This window comes from Tunturibacter psychrotolerans (genome assembly GCF_040359615.1).
Taxonomy (GTDB): Bacteria; Acidobacteriota; Terriglobia; order Terriglobales; family Acidobacteriaceae; genus Edaphobacter; species Edaphobacter psychrotolerans.
Genome location: NZ_CP132942.1, coordinates 1,043,350 through 1,062,567, shown reverse-complemented (window position 1 = coordinate 1,062,567; position 19,218 = coordinate 1,043,350). Strand labels below are relative to the sequence as shown.

General features: G+C 56.1%; 15 protein-coding genes and 1 tRNA gene. 7 read left to right on the top strand and 9 right to left on the bottom strand.

What is annotated here, in order from left to right; all coding sequences use genetic code 11:
• Positions 1 to 70: 70 nt before the first annotated feature.
• Both RBB77_RS04265 and RBB77_RS04260 read right to left on the bottom strand, forming a co-directional pair.
• On the bottom strand, positions 71 to 628 hold the full coding sequence (locus tag RBB77_RS04265; protein ID WP_353064939.1) for a YceD family protein: 558 nt from the start codon (positions 626 to 628) through the stop codon (positions 71 to 73).
• Positions 629 to 721: 93 nt separating this feature from the next.
• A complete protein-coding gene (locus tag RBB77_RS04260) occupies positions 722 to 1,672 on the bottom strand; it encodes a catalase family peroxidase (protein WP_353064938.1) in 951 nt (316 codons plus the stop codon).
• Positions 1,673 to 1,827: 155 nt separating this feature from the next.
• Here RBB77_RS04260 and RBB77_RS04255 point away from each other — a divergent pair, with 155 nt between their 5' ends.
• Together RBB77_RS04255 and RBB77_RS04250 are read left to right on the top strand one after the other, a co-directional pair.
• Complete coding sequence (locus tag RBB77_RS04255; protein ID WP_353064937.1) at positions 1,828 to 2,787, top strand: oxidoreductase; 960 nt, start codon at positions 1,828 to 1,830, stop codon at positions 2,785 to 2,787.
• A 308-nt stretch (positions 2,788 to 3,095) separates the two neighbouring features.
• Positions 3,096 to 7,196 (top strand): IPT/TIG domain-containing protein, encoded by a 4,101-nt coding sequence (locus RBB77_RS04250; protein ID WP_353064936.1) that lies wholly within the window; start codon positions 3,096 to 3,098, stop codon positions 7,194 to 7,196.
• A 252-nt stretch (positions 7,197 to 7,448) separates the two neighbouring features.
• Here RBB77_RS04250 and RBB77_RS04245 read toward each other — a convergent pair.
• Together RBB77_RS04245 and RBB77_RS04240 are read right to left on the bottom strand one after the other, a co-directional pair.
• Positions 7,449 to 7,525, bottom strand: a tRNA-Pro gene (locus RBB77_RS04245).
• A 101-nt stretch (positions 7,526 to 7,626) separates the two neighbouring features.
• Positions 7,627 to 7,899 carry an oxidative damage protection protein gene (locus tag RBB77_RS04240; RefSeq protein WP_353064935.1) on the bottom strand — a complete coding sequence of 91 codons (273 nt, stop codon included), beginning with the start codon at positions 7,897 to 7,899 and terminating at the stop codon, positions 7,627 to 7,629.
• 66 nt (positions 7,900 to 7,965) lie between these two features.
• Here RBB77_RS04240 and RBB77_RS04235 point away from each other — a divergent pair, with 66 nt between their 5' ends.
• The gene (locus RBB77_RS04235) at positions 7,966 to 8,424 is read left to right on the top strand and encodes a DUF1772 domain-containing protein (protein ID WP_353064934.1); all 459 of its coding nucleotides are present in this window, start codon (positions 7,966 to 7,968) and stop codon (positions 8,422 to 8,424) included.
• 16 nt (positions 8,425 to 8,440) lie between these two features.
• Here the strand turns inward: RBB77_RS04235 and RBB77_RS04230 are convergent, their stop codons facing one another.
• The 4 genes from RBB77_RS04230 to ychF all read right to left on the bottom strand — a co-directional run bounded on the left by RBB77_RS04230 (position 8,441) and on the right by ychF (position 14,505).
• Positions 8,441 to 11,140 carry a ribonuclease R family protein gene (locus RBB77_RS04230; RefSeq protein ID WP_353064933.1) on the bottom strand — a complete coding sequence of 900 codons (2,700 nt, stop codon included), beginning with the start codon at positions 11,138 to 11,140 and terminating at the stop codon, positions 8,441 to 8,443.
• A gap of 35 nt (positions 11,141 to 11,175) precedes the next feature.
• Positions 11,176 to 11,997 (bottom strand): hypothetical protein, encoded by an 822-nt coding sequence (locus RBB77_RS04225; protein WP_353064932.1) that lies wholly within the window; start codon positions 11,995 to 11,997, stop codon positions 11,176 to 11,178.
• Positions 11,998 to 12,106: 109 nt separating this feature from the next.
• A complete protein-coding gene (tyrS, locus tag RBB77_RS04220; RefSeq protein ID WP_353064931.1) occupies positions 12,107 to 13,366 on the bottom strand; it encodes a tyrosine--tRNA ligase in 1,260 nt (419 codons plus the stop codon).
• Between the two features lie 41 nt (positions 13,367 to 13,407).
• Entirely contained in the window at positions 13,408 to 14,505 is a 1,098-nt protein-coding gene (ychF, locus tag RBB77_RS04215) for a redox-regulated ATPase YchF (protein WP_353064930.1), read from the bottom strand.
• A 230-nt stretch (positions 14,506 to 14,735) separates the two neighbouring features.
• Between ychF and RBB77_RS04210 the strand changes: the two genes are divergently transcribed.
• Together RBB77_RS04210 and RBB77_RS04205 are read left to right on the top strand one after the other, a co-directional pair.
• On the top strand, positions 14,736 to 15,278 hold the full coding sequence (locus RBB77_RS04210) for a DinB family protein (RefSeq protein WP_353067574.1): 543 nt from the start codon (positions 14,736 to 14,738) through the stop codon (positions 15,276 to 15,278).
• 381 nt (positions 15,279 to 15,659) lie between these two features.
• Positions 15,660 to 16,199, top strand: a complete 540-nt coding sequence (locus RBB77_RS04205; RefSeq protein ID WP_353064929.1) for a DinB family protein — start codon at positions 15,660 to 15,662, stop codon at positions 16,197 to 16,199.
• 37 nt (positions 16,200 to 16,236) lie between these two features.
• Here RBB77_RS04205 and RBB77_RS04200 read toward each other — a convergent pair whose 3' ends face one another.
• Complete coding sequence (locus RBB77_RS04200) at positions 16,237 to 17,655, bottom strand: hypothetical protein (protein WP_353064928.1); 1,419 nt, start codon at positions 17,653 to 17,655, stop codon at positions 16,237 to 16,239.
• A gap of 208 nt (positions 17,656 to 17,863) precedes the next feature.
• Here RBB77_RS04200 and RBB77_RS04195 point away from each other — a divergent pair, with 208 nt between their 5' ends.
• Both RBB77_RS04195 and RBB77_RS04190 read left to right on the top strand, forming a co-directional pair.
• Complete coding sequence (locus RBB77_RS04195; protein WP_353064927.1) at positions 17,864 to 18,316, top strand: DUF1810 domain-containing protein; 453 nt, start codon at positions 17,864 to 17,866, stop codon at positions 18,314 to 18,316.
• Positions 18,317 to 18,407: 91 nt separating this feature from the next.
• Positions 18,408 to 19,148 carry a hypothetical protein gene (locus RBB77_RS04190; protein ID WP_353064926.1) on the top strand — a complete coding sequence of 247 codons (741 nt, stop codon included), beginning with the start codon at positions 18,408 to 18,410 and terminating at the stop codon, positions 19,146 to 19,148.
• The last annotated feature ends 70 nt before the right edge of the window (positions 19,149 to 19,218 follow it).

The following is a 19,218-nucleotide window of genomic DNA, read 5'->3' as shown; positions in this document are numbered from 1 at the left end:
TGCAGTATCCCTTTCAATCGGCCGCGGCAATCACGCAAAAAAACACGCAGTCGACGAGGCAAAAACTTGATTAGTGCTTCAACTCGAGCTTGTCCGCCAGACCCGCAAGCGCATTCCAACGCGGATCAGCCGGAGCCTCATCGCAGGAGCATTTCGCTTGATTCAGATTCTGACCACAGCGCGGGCAAAGCCCTTTGCAGTCTGCCGTACAGAGAGTGCGACTCGGCAGGGAGAGTAACACCTGCTCGCGCACCACATCCTCCAGCAAAAGACCGCTCTCTTGATAATACCCGATTTCGGTCTCGTCCGCAGTAATAGAACGCTCCCCGGCATCCGCATCGGCCGCTTCGGGACGGAAAATGAGGTCAAAATCGCCCGAAAGTGGCACCTTCACCGGATCAACGCACCGGGCACACAGAATCTCGAAGTCCGCACTATAGTTCGCACGCAGCCGAATGTCGTTGACATGCGAACTCGAGCTGCGATGCTCGATCAACAGATCCGCTACCCCATTCACTGGCAGCGGTCCAACCTGCCGGATATCGGGGGCATAGTCGAGTTGTCCCTGAGGGATCACTTCATTGAATTCAAGCGGTTCATCGACGAGTTGGAGCGGAGTAATAAGCACAATATTAAGCGTAGCAGGTTCCCAGCAGAGATCAAATGGCCCTGAAAAGACGCAGCATCCGCCTCTTCCGAAACGGAAGGCCGCTCCCCTTCCCTAGCTCGCAGGAGCAGATCTTCGACGCCGCCCACTGATCAGATAAATCGCCGCCCGAAGCTCCAACAGAGGATCGTCTGAAGGTTCGATTCCATCAACCCGCGGAATGGGATCGAAGATAATCTGCTTCTGCTCGCGCGCACTATCAGCAACCGGCGCAGTCAGAGTGAGTGTGCCAAGTTCCAGAACCTTGCGATCTTCCGGCCAATGAATCGTCGCATCATCGACCACATCGCCATCGTTCGCGATCTGCACCATGATCTTGAACTTGACCGGCCCTTTTCCAACCCGCTCCACTATCTCGGCCATCAGGTAGTCGGGGTCCTTCGCTGCCGTTGTGGCATCGTCAAGATGATCATTCCCTGCCTCAGGAACGATGCGATAACGACCGAAGCGACTGACTCCATCCTTATTGGTGAACTTCATCGCGGTCACGCCAAAGTAGCTCTCGCGAGCGAAGCTCGAAGGCGGGGGTTTGGGAGCCTGTACAAACGCCAACGCCTTCGGATGCGAGCCAAGAAACGCCTCCAGCGGAGTTCCAGCGAGGTTCCTGGGATCGCTCGTAGCCAACGCCGTGAGAAGCTCCAGAAACTCTTGTCCTGTCCTCGTGGGAAAGCCATCGGTCGAGTGACTAACAATATCGGTGTGAACGTGCTCGGCAAGGTTGAAGCGAATCGCGAATCCACGAGGATTCGCATTAGGATCGTTATCCGGAACGAGGGGAATGCCGGTAGAGTCCGAGAACCGCACGGTCACCGGCGTCGACGCCCGAACGATGTGCGGCGCCTTCGTCAGAGTGGCGGCCTCCGCAGATGGAGTGAACGTGCCAGTCAGCATGACGCCCTTGGCATGGGCTGGACGAAAGCCAGGGTTTAGTCCAAAGATCGTGTCGAACTGTTGCAGAAGCTGCTCGCTAAGCGCAATAAGTTTTTCATCGGTAGGAAGCGGCATATTTTTTCTCCTCCTCCAATCTACTGCACTCTGATTCAGCCCAGGTTACAACCGATTCTTAGCTCGATTAAATTGTTCGCGCATGGAGAAGCGTCTCCGCCACAAGGAAATAAATAGTTCGCATCCGTGCCCGCCTCTCCTTACGTCCAATACCGATGAACAAAAAGTGGCAAGCATCGGACATTCCATCGCTCACAGGCAAGCGTGTTCTCATTACCGGCGCGAACAGCGGTATCGGCTACCACACAGCTTTGAAGCTTGCTCGCAAAGGAGCTCATGTCATCTTCGCCTGCCGCGACCGGCAACGAGGCGAGGCAGCCCTCGCGCGCATGGAAGCCGATTCGCCGGGCACACATGCCGAGCTGGCACTCCTCGATCTCGCTTCTCTAGCCTCGATCCACAATTTTGCCGCCACAGAGCTTGCACAGAATCGCCCTCTGCATCTGCTGATCAACAACGCCGGCGTTATGACCCCGCCACGCCGCATGGAAACGGTCGATGGATTCGAGTTGCAATTCGGCACCAACGTCATCGGCCATTTCGCGCTTACTGCGCTCCTTATGCCAGCCCTTGAGCGGGCCGATGCTGGATCTTCGTCTGCAGCAGCCGGAAGAACTCGCGTGGTAACCATTGCGTCGATTGCGCATAAACGGGGACGCATCAACTTTGATGATCTGCAGTCCGCGCGAAACTACTCTCCGTTGGGCGCCTATCAGCAATCAAAGCTAGCCAACCTTCTAATCGCTTTCGAACTCGACCGCCGATTGCGCGTTGCGAAATCAGGCATTATGAGTGTCGCCGCTCATCCCGGCGTCGCTAACACCAACCTCTTCCAGTCGGGCCAATACTCTGCAATTGAAAACAGCTTTCGCAACCTGCTTGGTCATGCCATCGGCATTGTGCTCAACACCGATTCAGAAGGAGCCCTACCGACGCTCTATGCCGCAACCGCTCTCGACGCACAAGACGCTGGCTACTATGGCCCACAGGGCTTCCAGGAGATGCGTGGTGAAGAAGTGGGACCAGCAAAACTAGCTCCACAAGCACATGACACTGCCACCGCCACTCGGCTTTGGCAGACCTGCGAAGAGCTCACAGGAATCAAATTGCTGTAGCGCTGTGTTAGGGCAATTTTGCGACTACAGGATAGTGGTCGTGTTGGGCAATACAACCGTGGGATGTGGAACTGAGATCCACATCCTCTCGGCGGCAGAGGAATGGTCGGCCTTGGTGGTTGTCGTGAAATGGAAGGCCCAGGCGTAAGGAAAGCAAAAGTTTTCTCTAGGCAGTTTCGGCGACGACAGCTACGATGAAAAAGCTTTCCCGAAGAGTTGAGCGGTCAAGGACCCATTGTTTGCCTGTCTACAGGTGCAAGTACCTTCACTGGTTGTTCCCGGGAACGACTTGTTTCTTTGGAGGACTCGTGCGTCACAGCTCTCTGCTTTTGGTAGGTTCGATTCTTTCTCTTTCTTTGCTCTCCGGTTGCAGCGGTGGTTCTAACCCGAACGGGAACTCCAACCCGCCGGCTCCGCCCACTTCCACAGTGAATCCAGCACCGACCATCTCATCCATCTCTCCCGGAAGCATCGTCGCTGGCTCGCCTTCGCAGACAGTAACCTTCACCGGAACGGGCTATCTTGCGTCTACAGCTGCGGCTCTGAATGGCACTGTGCTACAGACAAAATACGTCAGCGCTACGAGCCTGCAAGTAGCTGTGCCTGCGTCTGCGTTGGCTTCCGGACAGATAGTGAGCTTTGTTGCCTCAAATCCTTCGCCGGGAGGAGGCAACTCTGCAGCAGCGAGTTTCTCGATCGTGAGCCCGAAGCCTATCCTTACCAGCCTTTCGCCGCAGACAGTACCTCAGGGCGCTGCGGCAACAGTCACGGTGAACGGCAGGGGTTTTGAGGCAAACTCCGTTGTTATGTGGAACGGCATGGCTCGGCCTACGGTCTTCGTCAACGGCACGACGTTGCAGGTGTCATTAACAGCTCTGGATTTGCAGAGCTATGGCACGGGGCAAATCACTATCAACAATCCGGGGCCAGGCGGCAGCACGACAACTCCCACTGAGCTTGTCGTGGCCGCAAACTTGCCCACAATCTTTTCTCTCAGCCCGTCGAGTGTGGCGGTGAATGCCTCCTCGGGCGTGCCGGTATCGGTCAACATTTCCGGAAGTGGTTTTGCGGCAAACGCGACGGTTCAGGCCAATGGCCAGTTCGTTCCAGTATCTAGTCAGAGTGCTACGAACATTAGTATCTCGATTCCACCGACGTTCTTTACGTCCGCAGGCTCGATCCAGATTGTAGTGAGTAATCCTGGTTCGCCTGCGGTTCAATCGAACTCCGCAACGATGACTGTAGCAACGCCCACTGTTAGCTTCAGCGTCACGCCCAACTCGGTCCCAGCCGGTAGTCCAGACACGCAGATCACTATCTATGGAAGCGGCTTTTTCCAAGACTCCGTAGTCGAATGGAATACCACACCGCTCAGCACCACCTATGTAAGCTCCAGTCAACTGACGGCAGTTATTCCGGCCTCGTTGATCTCGGGCTTTGCGCAGGCCAGTATTCAGGTTTCGACGCCGGAGTTTCAGGGCCAGCCCCTGCCGCCGCAGCCGTTTACGACGTTTCTAGCGCTGCCAATCAACGACATCGTCTACAACGCGGTCGATGGTCTCATCTACGCCTCGATTGCGGGTTCGGCGGGCGAGGGCCTTGGCAACAGCATCGCAGGCATCGACCCCAACACTGGCGTCATTCTCAAGACAATCTTCGTCGGCAGTGAGCCAACTCGTATCGCGCTCTCGAGTGATGGTACCCAGTTATTTGCTGGTCTCAACGGCGCCGGCGCCGTACGTCAAGTAAATCTGACTACAGCCACTGCGGGTGTTCAATTTTCGCTTGGCGGCGGACCAGGAATCTACAACGCGCCATACGTCGCATCGGGTCTCGCTGCACTTCCTGGTCAACCTAACTCAGTCGCGGTTTACGGGAACAACGGCATAGTAACCATCTTTGACTCGGGCGTAGCCAGGGCTAAGAGCAGCTCAGGTCTCAGCACCTATTTCAACCAAAACTACGGCGGGCTCGCCTTCGGCAGTTCTGCGTCAACTCTCTATCTCAACTCGCAATCTATCGGATCGAACCTCTATACACTCACCATCGACGCGACAGGCGTAACAGCGGCAGCTCAACTAGGCAGTGGCAACGCTGGTGGCACGACGGTGCAATACGACAACGGCCGTCTCTACCTTTCATCCGGTGCTGTGGTTGATGCAGGCACTGGTCATCAGCTTGGCCAGTTTTCTACGACCAGCGCCAGCTCTACCACTCCGACTGCGGTCTCAGGGCCCGTCGTCTCGGACTCAACACTGGGACGCTCATGGATCGTACCTACGTCGGTGCTGGAGAACACCAACCAGATTCTTGCCTTCGATGAGAGCACGTTCAATCCGACCGGAAGCCTTCCGGTGACCGGCATCGGCTCATACCCGTCGAACTCCTTCACTTCAACTCCAGCGGATCTGGTCCGATGGGGTCAGGACGGACTGGCATTCCATACCTCCTCGCAACTCTATGTCCTTCATGGCCCAATCGTGAAAGACACCTCTACTTCGCCTGCTGATTTATCCATCAGCATCCAGGCACCAGCATCCGCACCCACGGGCGTAGCCTTTACTTACACCGTGCAAGTTGCCAATCTCGGCCAAAATGCCGCGTCGGGCGTAACCCTTCACACCGTCCTGCCGGCGTCTGCCGTCAATGGAATTGTTACTCCCTCGCAAGGCACCTGCAGCGGCGACAGCTCACTCGACTGCGATCTTGGAATGATCGCGAACGGCAGCTCGGCCAATATCACGATCTCAGTGACGCCGACTATCTCGGGATCGCTTGGGATGACCGCAACTACTTCTTCAGTCAGCTTTGATCCGGTCTCCTCTAACAATCACACGACCGCGACTACGACAGTCACGGGCAATCCTTTCAACCCATCGCCCACCATCACTCAACTGTCTCCCGCGCTGGTTGCCGCCGGCAGTTCTACCCTGACTCTGACTGTGGATGGAACTGGTTTCACCGCCGCCTCCAGCGTGTTGTGGAACGGACAATCTCTGCCAACCACGATTGTGAGTAACGGCCAGATGACCGCGACCGTCGACTCTTCTCTGGTCCAGCAGCTCGGCTGGGCTCAAGTCTCAGTGACCACGCCCATACCGGGAGGCGGACAGTCCACCGCGTTGCCGCTGCACATCTATCAATTGCTAAATGTGCCTGCAAATGCCATCAACTTTGATCCCTTTACGCGGAAGATCTATGCTGTCCTGCCGAGTAGTTCGACGACAATTACCGGCAATAGCCTGGTTGTCATCGACCCGGCAAACGGAAGTGTAGGTTCACCAATCCAGGTTGGCAGTGAGCCAAATCTGCTCTCTGAAACCAGCGATGGCAACTATCTTTACATCGGCCTCAGCGGCGCCAAGAGCCTGGGTCGCTTCAACCTCCTCAATCAGACGCTCGATCTTACAGTTCCAATCATCTCCACTTCAGTTTATGCAAGCGGGAACGTTGCAGCATCGGCCATCGCCACAGTACCGGGCTCGGACTCGAGCCTTGCCGTGGAACTCGGTTATGCCACAGGCATAGGCATCTTGGATATCTCCGGCAGTATTGGAACTTTCCGAAATAATCTGACGCAGATCTACGCCGGAGACAACCCCGTTTTTGCCGACGCGACCCACTTCTACGCCTATGATTCAGAAACCACTGGCGCAGAGTTCTACCGTTACAGCATCGACGCGACCGGAGCAACATTGGTCGATGGAACTACGTTGAACGGGCTAGGCGGCTTCGGAGGTACGTTCGCCCTGGATGGCGGCTTAGTTTTTGGTACGGGTGGCGGCATCATCAATCCCAGCACTACTCCACCCTCGCAAGTGGCAGTCCTCCCTCTTGGAAATGGCCCGTATTCAACCGGTCTGGTCGGAGGTGGCGTGGTTCCGTATCAAGCGGAATCCAAGGCCTTTGTCGTCGGCGTCAACGATGCGGGTACAGCTGCCTACTTCCTGGAGCGGTTCGATACGCAGCACTTTACACTCGAGCAGCAAATCCAACTGCCAGGGAACTCGATCTCGGCGCTGAGCGGAACGCGTTTCGGTCAGGACGGGCTAGCTTACCTGGTGCCTAACGCAGCAACTTCTCAGACGCCTCAGATCTTCCTGATCCGCGGACCATTCGTACTTCCTGCGGAGTCCACCACCAACGCACCACCGACTCTAACCAATGCCAATCAAAGCACCATCGCTGTTGGCAACGGCAATCTGTACCTCACGGTCACAGGCACCGGATTTCTCCCTGGCGCAGTGGCTCTTTGGAATGGATCGCCCCGTACGACAACCTTCATCGATAGCGCTCATCTGCAAGTGGCCATACCCGCATCTGACCTTGCGATTGCACAAACCATCACGCTCGGCAGCCAGAACCCTGGCTCTGGGAGTTCCAATTCCTTATCCATCACTATCCAATGAGAGCAACATGATTTGACAAGAGGCGACTGCACGCTTGGTCGCCTCTTTTATTTTATGGAATCTGAATTACTTGAACAGTGTGAGTTGTGGCACGATCGCCTACGAGAGACGCTGTCAGAGGGACGCGGCCGCTTCACGAGAGGAACTTTCACAAACTCGCGTTGGTTGCTAATCTAACGATCTCGACCTCGACCAGAATTATGGAAAGTCTTAGCGCTCTAGCGACTCTCCATCTTGGATTACAGAAAGTGTTGGTCGGGACGACTAGATTCGAACTAGCGACCTCACCCACCCCAAGGGTGCGCTCTACCAGGCTGAGCCACGTCCCGACTATTGTTTGCACGTCAACCCAGGCGGGCGACGGCGGGGTATCCTGCAGTTCTAAGTGTACACGAGCCGCCATCTTTACGAGAATTCAGACGGCTTCTATCTACGTCGTAGGCGCCACATATTCCTTCGGCAACGAACCACCTTCACCAAAGAAGAACTCGTTCATCTGCTCGACTAAAAACTCCTGTGCCTCGCGTGTCCAAGGTTGTAGACGGTACTCATTCAAGAGCATCTTCTGCCGCTCTACCCACTCGCCCCACGACTTCTTCGAGACGTTTTTGAATATCTTCTGGCCAAAGTCCGAATCGAACGGCGGCTCATCCAGCCCTTCCATCTCAATCTTGAATCGTGTGTCGAAAACCATGTGTGCCATTCTTTTGAACTCCTTGGAACTTTTATTTTACGATGCCGTACGAATTATTACGCCTCATCCCACGACATGATGCCCATTGCCTATGACATAGCGACCGTAACCCTTGCAGCAACAATGGTAGGAAACGAGTTCGCAGTTGCCGCCTTCATCCATCCGCAGATAAGAAAATTAAACAACAGTACTCACGCCCAAACTGCCGCTCCGCTCGCCGCAGTACTCGGCAAGGCGATGCCCCTCTGGTACGGCCTGGTCTTGATGCTCCTTGGAGGTGCAGCCTTTGAACATCGTCCGGTATCGAGGGGCCCAGGCTTGCTCCTTGCATTCGCGGTCTCTATTTGGGCCGCGACGATAGTCTTCACCATCACGATGCTGGTCCCGATCAACAATCGAATCGCCAAGATGAACACAGAAAACCCTTACACAGGCTGGTTAAAAGATCGCGCTCGCTGGGATTGGCTCCATCAAATCCGTGTGGTGTTACTCTCCGTAACCCTTGTTCTACTCCTCGCCGGGCTCCTCAGGTAAATACGAGTCTCAAGTTTTATTTTCGCTTGCCCTTCGATTTCTTATTTCGCTCCCGCGCCTTTGCTTTTGTCTTCCCTCTCTTGCCCGAGCGATTCGGACTGGAGTGCGGGCGTTCTCCACTCGCTGTCGCCGCGGTCTTCGACCTCCGCAGCGATCTTGGCACAACCACAACATCCTCGTCTGATGGCAGCAATGCAAACTGCAGTCGCCGTTGTTGTCGGTCGATTCGATCCAGCAGCACATGCACCTGCTGCCCCATCTTGAACACCCTCCCGTTACGCGTTCCGACGATCTGGCGATCTGTATCGCGAAACATATAACGGTCATCCTGCAGCGAAGTCAGAGGCACCAGCCCTTCAATGAACAGACCGTTCAATTCGACGAAGAACCCATACTTCGTACATGAAAGAATGATGGCGTCGAAGTCTTCGCCCACCCGGTCTTGCATGAATTTGATCTTCTTCCACTCGATCAGCTCGCGCTCAGCATCATCGGCTCGTCGCTCCGATTGGCTCGACTCAGCTGCAATCGCTCCCAACTCCGCCTCTGGAATCGGTCCCTCCACAGGGGTTCGCTCAACGTGCTCCGGCCGTCTTTTGCCAACAGGTTTCTCCCCCCATGGCTGCGGCCCATCCGACAAAATCGCCGCACCCGCTGGGTCCGCGCCACTCTGAATCAGCTCTCGCAACAGACGATGCACAATCAAATCCGGATACCGCCGAATCGGCGACGTAAAGTGCGTATAACTGGGACTCGCCAACGCAAAGTGTCCAACATTCTTCTCGCTATATCGCGCCTGCTTTAGGGAACGCAGCATTAGGTATGACAGAATCCTTTCCTCTGCCTTCCCTGCGATCTTTGCCGTCAACTTCTGATACATCTGCGGCGTTACCGGAATTGACTCTGCTACTTCGTGCGTCTTGGCCTGCCTGTTGGTCCCACGTGAATCACGCCGATCGCCCTTCGTTTGAATTCGCTTCACCGGTAGGGTGCTGAATCTAAGCGAATAACCAAATTGGCTTGCCGTTTCTTCGAAATCGACAATCCGTTTCGGATCTGGAATCTCGTGAATTCTATACACGCTCGCCACATCCTGCGACTCGATCCAGGTAGCAACGCATTCGTTCGCGGACAACATAAACTCTTCGATCAAACGATGCGCCCATCCTCGCTGCGACCGCACGATGGCTTCCATGTTTCCGTCCGGATCGAATTGAATCACTGGTTCAGGGAGATCGAAATCGATCGATCCGCGGCGATGCCGTTTCGCGTTCAGCTTCAGCGCCAGCTCATACATTCGCTCGAACTCTGGCACCAGTTTGGCGAATTCCTGCCGCGTCTCGACATTTCCGTCCAGGACGCCCTGGATCTGCGTGTACGTCATTCGTTTCGCGCTCCGGATGATGCCCTCACAGACCTCGAACCCAAGCACTTCGCCACGTCCGTCTATCTCCATGATGCAGCTCAACACCAGCCGGTCTTCGTCTGGCCGCAGGCTGCACATGCCGCTCGAAAGCTGTGGCGGCAACATTGGGATAGCACGATCCGGAAAATAAACCGATGTCCCACGCAGTCGCGCCTCGAGATCCAGCGCCGTCCCTGGTCCAACGTAATAGCTGACATCAGCGATGTGAACCTGCAGCTCCCAATTCCCGTTCGGCAGGGGCGTCACCAGCACTGCGTCATCAAAGTCTCTCGCACTCTCGCCATCGATTGTGACAATATTCAAGCCACGAAAGTCTCTGCGCCGCCCGATCTCTTCCGCATCCAGAGTTGCGACGGTCTGTCCGGCCGACGCCGTGGCTTCGGCCAGTACATTCGCCGGAAATGCGTGCGGCAGATGATGCTTGCGAATGATGATTTCGACATCAACCCCAAAAGCGTCCGGTGGTCCTAGCACCTCAATCACGCGCCCGCGCGCCGGCCTTCCGACCGTCGGAAAATCCGTAATCTCCACGTCAACGGCGAGCCCTTCAAGTGGTTTGTGCTGATCCAACTCTGCCGACCAGTGAGATTGCTGCGCCTGTGCTTCCTCACCGAGAACACGGTGAGGCGTCTGCTCCGGCGTCGACGGAACCTCAGCACCCTCCGGAATCAAGATCGCTTGCGTCATCCGTTCGTCTAGAGGCGTAACGTAGTTGCCGTTGATCATGGGAGCGTTTTCCCAAGGACTTCCTCCCCGGTGTGTCCTCGCGTAATGAAAGATCCCCACAACAGTTGGGTTCCTTCGATTCAGCACTCGCGCAATCCGACCGGATCGACGCCCATCCCGCCCCGGCGGCGCTTCATCCACTAGCACTTCATCGCCCTGCATCGCTCCGTTCAGCTCGTGCGGAGGGATGAAGAGGTCATCGTCTCGATTCACGCTGCCATTCGGTCGAACAAAACCATAGCCGTCCCGATGCAGATCCAATCGACCGGCAAGTAGTCTGTCCCGCGTCGCTCGATGCTCCTCGGGCATCTCGACAGCACCGCGCTTCACCCGCTTTGTCTTCTCCGGCGTGGCCGTCGGCAAACTCCACTGCTCACTATCGACCTTGACCAACTCGCCCCGAGCGGTGATCCTGGCGAGTTGCTCCAGCAGCAACCTACGCTCACGCCCGCCGCCCAACCCAAGTTCGCGAATTAACTGCTTATAGCCAGCGCGATGCCCAGGTGAGCGCTCGATGAGCCGCATCAATTCACGATCAGTTTGCGGATAGGGAGTATGTGCCATCGTCTCCGAGCATACAGCGAGCGGCCGTTCCTTTTTTACTTCAGCGGTTTCGACATCTCCGCCGCCTGCTCCAGCGTGGTTCCATGCGGCACTTCAACGAAATCAGTCTGTACCTCATCCTGTTGTTGGCCAATGTTCTTAAAGAACAGAACCTTTCCCTCAATATGCACATGGGTTTCTACGATCTGCCACAAACCCGGCGCGACCTCTCTGCGTTCTACACGAAACGTCCCACCCTGACGCAGCCGACCGAGAAGCCCCCAACCGATTGTCACGTCTTCCGTCAGCTTTCCACTGATAGTAACGATCCTGTTTTGTCCTTTATCTACCACCAACTCGCCGGCCATCTGGCCTAATACGCGCCCCTGCATATCTGGCGGACTGAATTTTGAATTCGGCTCAAAATGCAGGGTGATATTTTTCTCGTCTTCGCTCTGCACCTTCCAGGTAAAAGCATCCGGAAGCATCCTCAGTAACTCTTCGGCGTTCTTTCCATCCTGCAAACCGTCCCGCTTCTGCTTGGCGAGTTGGCTCGGATCGTGAATAAACGTCTGCACGCGCGCGTCCTCGATCCTTGCCTCTGAGTCGCTCAGCGGTCGCCCCCACCTGCTGATCAAGCGCTTCACTGCCCCGCGATCGGTTTCCACCACAATCGAAACTGTATCAATGCCGTCTTTCTGCGAATCGCGATACTTCCATCGCGAGTGGTCGTTCAGATCCGCCGAAAGCTCGGCTTCCATGGCAGAACGAACGATCTGTCTCGGCTCTTGAAGAGCCTGCGCGTGCAACGGGAGCAACCCCGCGAGTAAAAAGACACTCAACACGCCCATACGCAAAGTAGACTTCAAGTTCTTCATAGACCCACGATACTTGGATGCAGACTCTCCGACGGAGCCTTGTTTCTAGACTCTATCAAACACCTGTTCTGCGAAGAATTCTTCAGACGGAACCCCGACGCACACAAAATTAGTTCATCCACTCGACACGCACACTCTTTTTACCCAGCCGCAGCGTGGGCGAGTCGCCAAGCATCTCAAGCTTTATCACTTTTTCGGCAAACTTTTCGCCATTCACACTGACTGCATTCTCAGCCAGTTTGCGCGTTGCTTCGCCTGTAGAGCTCGCCAAACCCGAAAGTTGCAGAAGCTTCGTCATCTTGACTGACGTCCCAAACGGCCCATTTACCAAGACTAGATCCTCAGCGGCTTTTGACACCTTCACCACACGCACATCGTCGCTTACCCCGCGCTGCTGAAACATCTTCGCCCAGCCGTCCGCTGCGGCATCTGCTTCTTCCTTAGAGTGAAAGTCGCGCGTGATCGCCCAAGCCAGATTCTTTTTCGCGTGCATCGGATGGAGCGCACCAGCAGCGACATCGGCCTGCATCTGCGTAATCTCCGAACTTCGCAGATCCGTCAGAAGTGTCCAGTACTTCCACATCAGCTCATCTGATACCGACATCAACTTGCCATACATCTCCGCCGCGGGCTCATGAATACCAATCGCGTTACCCAGCGACTTCGACATCTTCTGCAGGCCATCGAGCCCCTCCATGATGGAGGTCATCAGCACAACCTGTTGCGGCTGGCCGAAATGCTTCTGCAAATCCCGCCCACGCATCAAATTGAACTTCTGATCCGTGCCGCCAAGCTCTACATCGCACTTGAGCGCCACAGAGTCATAACCTTGCGCGATCGGATAGATCAACTCATGGAGTGCAATCGGCTGCTCCTCGTTGAACCGTTTATGGAAGTCCTCGCGCTCGAGCATCTGCGACACGGTGAACTGCGCCATCAGCTTGACCATGTCGTAGTAGCTCAGTTTATCCAGCCACTCGGAGTTGTAACGAACCTCGGTTTTCTCGGGATCGAGAATCTTAAACACCTGCTCCTTGTAGGTCTCTGCATTCGCTGCGATCTGCTCCGGCGTCAGCGGTTTGCGCGTCACGTTTCGACCGGTCGGATCGCCGATCAGCGCCGTTGAATCGCCGATTAGAAAGATTACGGTATGCCCCAACGACTGAAAGTGTTTCAGCTTCCGCAACAGGACGGTATGTCCCAAATGCAGGTCAGGCGCCGTAGGGTCGAACCCCGCCTTTATCCGCATCGGCGTGCCTGTGGCGATCGATTTCGTGATGCGCTCTTTCAGCGCCTCCAGCGGAACAATCTCCGCAGCACCTTTAATTATCAAATCCAGCTGGTCTTCAAGCGAAGCGAACGTAGGCATATTCCTCAAGTATAAAGATCAAACTCATCGTCCAACTCCGGCTATACGTTGAATTTGAAGAAGAGAATGTCACCATCTCTAACGACGTACTCTTTGCCTTCGGAGCGGAGTAAGCCCTTTTCCTTAACGGCCTGCTCACTGCCATATTTGAAGAGATCGTCAGAGGCATAGCAGTCGGCTTTGATGAATCCCTTTTCAAAATCGGAATGGATGACGCCCGCTGCGCCAGGAGCCTTGGTACCGCGACGAATGGTCCAGGCGCGAACCTCCTGCACGCCCGCAGTGAAATAGGTGATGAGGTCGAGAAGGCGGTAGGCAGAGTGGATCAGACGGTTAAGGCCAGGCTCGGTGAGGCCCATATCCTTCAGAAACTCGTCGCGCTCAGCCGGTTCTAGCTGCGCGATCTCCGATTCAAGTGCCCCGCAGATCCGAACAACCTGGCTCCCTTCTTCCTCGGCGCGCTTCTCAACGGCGGTGGTATAGGCGTTGCCTTGGATAAGGCCAGCTTCATCGACATTCGCCACATAGAGTTGAGGTTTAGCGGTGATGAGGAAGAGTTCGCGCGAAAGGATCTTCTCTTCTTCAGTGAGATCCGCGGTGCGAGCGGGCTTGCCAGCATTCAGAGCTGTCAAAAGCTTCTGCAGCATGGCGTGCTCGGCCTTGATCTTCCCGTCGCTCGATGCTTTCGCCGCACGCTCGACCTTAGTATTGCGCTTTTCAACCGTATCGAGGTCGGCGAGGAGGAGTTCCGTGTTGATGATGTCGATGTCGTGGAGTGGGTTGACGCCGCCTGCGACGTGGATCACCTCGGGGTCGTCGAAGCAGCGGACGACGTGCGCTACGGCATCGGTCGCGCGGATGTGACCGAGAAACTGATTGCCCAAGCCTTCGCCTTTGGAAGCACCCTCGACGAGACCAGCGATGTCAATGAACTCCATAGTCGTTGGGACGAGAGACTTGGGCTTGATAAGGTCAGAGATTTTGGTGAGGCGCTCATCGGGCACGGTAACGACGCCGGTGTTGGGATCGATCGTGCAGAAGGGATAGTTCGCAGCTTGCGCCTTGGCCGAGGTGAGGGCGTTGAAGATCGTTGATTTTCCTACGTTGGGCAAACCAACGATTCCGCAGTTCAATGGCATTGTTCTGTTTTCCTTCTTGCGAGCTTGTACGAGGCTTGTTTCGGCATCGTGGATGGTCTCTTACAGGATAGTTCATTGGTGGCCTGAACCCTTCCGACGAGGTCGTTTCTCGGCTCGCTTGCAATTCCGCGCAGACTCTTAGGTTCCTTATAGAAATTACAGGGTGTTGACAAATATTTTTCAGGCTCGACGTGGGGCCGGGTTACGCTTGGAGGTGCGAGGTGACAAGGATGCAGCAGATGCGTGTGATGTGTGTGGTTGCGGGGTTGATGGTTTCGGGTGTGGCATTGGGTCAGGCGCCGGCGGCTCCTACTGGGCCAAGCGGGCCCGCGGCCGAAGTGCAGAGAAGTTATGCAACGCAGAAGGGCAACATCTTGAAATCCGCCGATAAGATGCCCGCGGAGGACTACCAGTTCAAGCCCACGCCCGACATCCGAACTTATGCGCGTGTGGTGAATCATGTCACCGAAGCACAACTGAAGACATGCGGTGCGATAAATCGGACAGCGCCAAACGATCTTGCGAAGGTGCCGGCAGATACTGCGGACAAGGCAGCCATCATTGATGGACTGAAGGCCTCGTTTGCCGAGTGCGATAAAGCGTTCGCCTCCGTGACGGATGCGAATCTCGCAGATACGTTCGACGTCTTCAACGCGAAGCGGTCCCGCATCGGAATCCTGTGGGGGACGGTCTCACATGACAACGAACAGTACACGACGCTTGCCCTCTATCTGCGATTGAAGGGTCTGGTGCCGCCGACCAGCGAGAAATAACTTCTGGGGGGTGCCCCCCAGGGGTTACCCCACTTAAGTCTCGTCGATACAACGAGTTACGATTTTTACCCCCTGTAAATTCTTCATTCCACGGGGGTTACGGCTAAATTCGTCTAAACAAAGAAGAAAGCCTCGGGGTTGCAGTCCCGAGGCTTTTTTCTTCGCTTCTGTATCAAGTATAGCTGAGCGGAGATAACTCATACGTCACGCGAATCTGCTTGTCTGGTGCGGGTTTTCGACTGTTTGGGGCTTGACAACATGTTTGAGCGCCGCGAAGTTCTTTTTCTTTTGTGATTCGGGGTGGTCTAACACGCGCCGTAGAATGATCTCGTCAAACGGGCCCCTAAAAAATGAGTTTATCGAGTGCGGAGGAGATTTCTTATGAGGCGAGTTGTGTTTGGGCTGGTGATGTTTGTTGTGATTTCGTCTGGTTTTGCGATGGCACAACAGGAGAAGCCGATGACGTTGAAGGCTGTTCTGCTGGAGCAGCTGCGATCGACACATAACAAGGCAGAGTGGTTTGTGCCGGCGAATACTGCAGTGGCGGGGTTGACACCGGCGCAGGCGAGTTGGACCGACAAGAGTGGCAATCACTCAGTGGGGCAATTGGCCAATCATTTGGTTTTCTGGGATCGCGATATGTTGGCGAAGTTCAAGGGAGAGACACCGGCGAAGTTCGACGGCAGCAATGACGAGACGTTCAACAACTTCGACGCGAAGAGCTGGGACACGACGGTGAAGCAGCTTGATCAGGTGATGACGGATTGGGAGAACGCGGTGGAGGCGGCCGATGATGCGAAGGTCTCGCTGTGGGCTTCGAGGATCGCGCACGTAGGGACGCACAACGCTTATCACATTGGGCAGATGGTCTATGTGAGGAAGCTGCAGGGTGTCTGGGATCCGAATAAAGGTGTGAAGTAGAGAAAGTGACCGAGGTTTGCGCCTCGGCCACTTTTTTCTAGCCGATGACTCTATAGCCGAGTTGGAAGGGGTTGGCGGCGAGACTGGCAATGAGGTACCAGCCGGTGGCGCCGATGTGGAGGGATGGGCCATAGGTGAAGCCAAAGCCGGTGTCGAGGACGCTGGAGGATGCGACGACCCCTAGGCCACTGGGAATGACTTTGCCTCCTGCGGTTTGACCTACGCCCAGAATCTGCTGCGCGTGCTCGCAGTCCTTGAGGAGTTGAACGGCTCGCGAGATATCGGTCAGAAGAGACAGGATCGGGTCGCCTCCGCGCAGAACCCTTGCGGTGAGCGCAGCTGCGGTGTGGGCTGTGCCTTCGAGCCATACTGCGTGTGGGTCATTGGTTGGTGTGACCAGACTTGCAGTGGAGAATGTCATTCCGCTGACGGTTTGGGTTCCGGTGAGGTTGGAGTTCGGCGAAGACGCGGTATCTGTGGTCTGGAGATTTGCGAGCGCCCAGTCGATGGTGCCGCGAGAACGTGCGTCGAGGAATGCGAGAAAGGACCAGGTCTGACAATCTTCGGGGATCGGTGAAGGGTTGATGGTGACCTGATCGGGAAGCGTGCCGGTGTAGAAGAACGGCCCCTGCGCGTTGAACATGGCGAATACGAATTGGAAGGCGTGTTGCGCGAGCGCTGCCCACGTCATGCCGTTGTTGGCGCTGCCGCCGTTGGTAAGTGTGTGGAGCATGGTGAAGAAGGCATAGGTGTCGAGATTGCCCTCGGTGGATTTGCCGTTGGGCGAAGGTTGCGACTGGTTGAACTGATTGATGATGGTGCCGTAGGAGTAGCCGCCGGGACCCTGAGTGTTGTAGGTGTTGGTGACGATCCAGTTTGCAACTAAGAGGGCGCCGGTGAGGTATTGCGGATCGCGGGTGCGGCGATAGAGCTGCGCGAGGGCCATGCCTGCCCAGGCTTGATCGCCTACGGAGCTGCCGTAGAAGAAGAACGGAAAAGCTGCGGGTGTGATGAAGGCACCGCTCGCGTCGGGCGCGTTGACGAAGTAAGCCTGGGCGAAGCGGCCGTCGGCGACGGGGAAGTTAGTAGCTTGAGCGTGCAGGAGGCCGAGGCCGAGAGTCTTCGCGCGGGCGAGGTCGCCCTGCTGGCCGCGTGAGAGATAGGCGTGGATGGCGACAGCGTTGTCGTAGGTGAAGCCGGTAGCCTGGAGGGCTGCGTCGCTGTAGCTCTGAGAGAGGCGGATGGTTGAGCCGGAGGTGTAGGCGTCCATCATGAGGTTCTGGAAGCTGAAGGCGCGATTGATTGAGGCCGCGAAATCTTGTGCGGTAGCGAGGGGATTTGCCTGGCCAAGCTGTGCGTGGGCCGACGGGGAGGCGAAGAGAGATGGCATTGCGCCCGCAACTGCAGCAGTGGAGACCATGCCGAAAAGACTGCGGCGCGTGATGTTTGAAGACATGTGGGGAGCCCTCCTTTTTGGGCACCGCCACTCTACGCTCGGGTTTGGAAGAGGCGCAAGGCTGGGAGGACGATTCGCCAGCGATAGTTTTTATGAGGTGGTAGAGCCGTTTCTACGAAGGTGAGGGGACGATGCCTCGACCGCGCTTGGAGGATAATTCAAGTGCGGAACTGCAGTGGGTTTGAGATAAATGAGGTGACGTGAACAGATGGCCCCCGGACAAGATGTTTACGATTTGCAGCGATTCCTAGAAGCGCAGGCTGGGGTGTACGAGCAGGCATGTGCTGAGTTGCGTGCGGGGAGGAAGCGGAGCCACTGGATGTGGTTTGTGTTTCCGCAGATTCATGGGCTCGGGAGCAGTCCGATGGCGGTGCGGTATGCGATCTCTTCGCTGGACGAGGCTCGGGCTTACCTCGAGCATGTTGTTCTGGGATCGAGGCTGCGGGGGTCTGTGGGGATTGTGGTGGGGGTGCAGGGAAAGACGGTGGGAGAGATCTTTGGGTCTCCGGACGATATGAAGTTTCATTCGAGCATGACGTTATTTGCGAAAGCCGCGACGCCGTCTGCGAAGGCTGCAGAAGGTTTGGGTGATGTGTTTGGAGAGGCTTTGGCAAAGTACTTTGGTGGGGCGATGGATCAGGGGACCATGCGTCGGATTTGATGAAAATCGAGGAGATCATGAGGTGTCTCTGCAACTGCATGCTTGCGGATGGCATCTCCCTGTGATGGGCTCTGTCTCATAAGGTGCGCAGATGAACCGAGTTTTGAGGGTCGCGGTAGCGCTGGTTGGGTTAGCAGCGCCGATGCTGGCTTCGGGGTGCGGGAAGCATGAGACGGCACAGGCGACCGCTGCTCCGGCACCGGCGATGAAGCCCGCGCCGCCGACTCCGATTGATACGAAGAAGGCAGAGGTGGGTGGGTCGACGTGGGACCCGGAGTGGGACAAGATTGTGGAGCTGGCGCTGCCGCCCGCGATGCTGTCGGGGCAGGTGCCGCATGATGTGAGGCGATTCTGTCCGCGGTTCTACACGATGGCCGAGGATGATAAGCGGGCGTTCTGGGCCTACTTCTTTCAGGCACTGGCGGGGGCAGAGGCAGGACTGGAGCCGACGGTTCAGGCAAAGCATGCGCAGCCGGAGATGGATGTAAAAGATGAGGTGACGGGTCGGGCAGGGCATACATCGGGGCTGCTGCAGCTTACGTATGAAGACCAGAAGCGGTACGGGTGCGACTTCGATTGGGATCGGGATAAAAAGCTGCCAGTGAAGGATCCTTCGAGGACGATTCTGCAACCGAAGAACAATCTTGAGTGCGGGGTGAAGATTCTGGATCATCAGTTGATCGAGAAACACAAACCGCTGCTGTCGGGCTCGGGATATTGGTCGACGCTGCGGCCGGGAACGATGAGCTATCGGGTGTTTGCGAAGCAGATGACGAATGTTCCGGCGGCTTGCAGGGGTGGTATGGAGAAAAACCTGCCCGGGACGAGATGAAGAGATGGACAAACATTCTTCGCGGAACGCTCGTCAGGGCGGATTTTGCTAAGATTGCGGCGTTCGGTAA

Bases quoted from the DNA above. Each gene is read 5' to 3' on its own strand.
- RBB77_RS04240 (WP_353064935.1), bottom strand. From the start codon at position 7,899: ATGGCACACATGGTTTTCGACACACGATTCAAGATTGAGATGGAAGGG.
- RBB77_RS04225 (WP_353064932.1), bottom strand. From the start codon at position 11,997: ATGAAGAACTTGAAGTCTACTTTGCGTATGGGCGTGTTGAGTGTCTTT.
- RBB77_RS04200 (WP_353064928.1), bottom strand. From the start codon at position 17,655: ATGTCTTCAAACATCACGCGCCGCAGTCTTTTCGGCATGGTCTCCACT.
- RBB77_RS04260 (WP_353064938.1), bottom strand. From the start codon at position 1,672: ATGCCGCTTCCTACCGATGAAAAACTTATTGCGCTTAGCGAGCAGCTT.
- RBB77_RS04235 (WP_353064934.1), top strand. From the start codon at position 7,966: ATGATGCCCATTGCCTATGACATAGCGACCGTAACCCTTGCAGCAACA.
- ychF (WP_353064930.1), bottom strand. From the start codon at position 14,505: ATGCCATTGAACTGCGGAATCGTTGGTTTGCCCAACGTAGGAAAATCA.
- RBB77_RS04255 (WP_353064937.1), top strand. From the start codon at position 1,828: ATGAACAAAAAGTGGCAAGCATCGGACATTCCATCGCTCACAGGCAAG.
- tyrS (WP_353064931.1), bottom strand. From the start codon at position 13,366: ATGCCTACGTTCGCTTCGCTTGAAGACCAGCTGGATTTGATAATTAAA.
- RBB77_RS04195 (WP_353064927.1), top strand. From the start codon at position 17,864: ATGGCCCCCGGACAAGATGTTTACGATTTGCAGCGATTCCTAGAAGCG.
- RBB77_RS04230 (WP_353064933.1), bottom strand. From the start codon at position 11,140: ATGGCACATACTCCCTATCCGCAAACTGATCGTGAATTGATGCGGCTC.
- RBB77_RS04205 (WP_353064929.1), top strand. From the start codon at position 15,660: ATGAGGCGAGTTGTGTTTGGGCTGGTGATGTTTGTTGTGATTTCGTCT.
- RBB77_RS04210 (WP_353067574.1), top strand. From the start codon at position 14,736: ATGCAGCAGATGCGTGTGATGTGTGTGGTTGCGGGGTTGATGGTTTCG.
- RBB77_RS04190 (WP_353064926.1), top strand. From the start codon at position 18,408: ATGAACCGAGTTTTGAGGGTCGCGGTAGCGCTGGTTGGGTTAGCAGCG.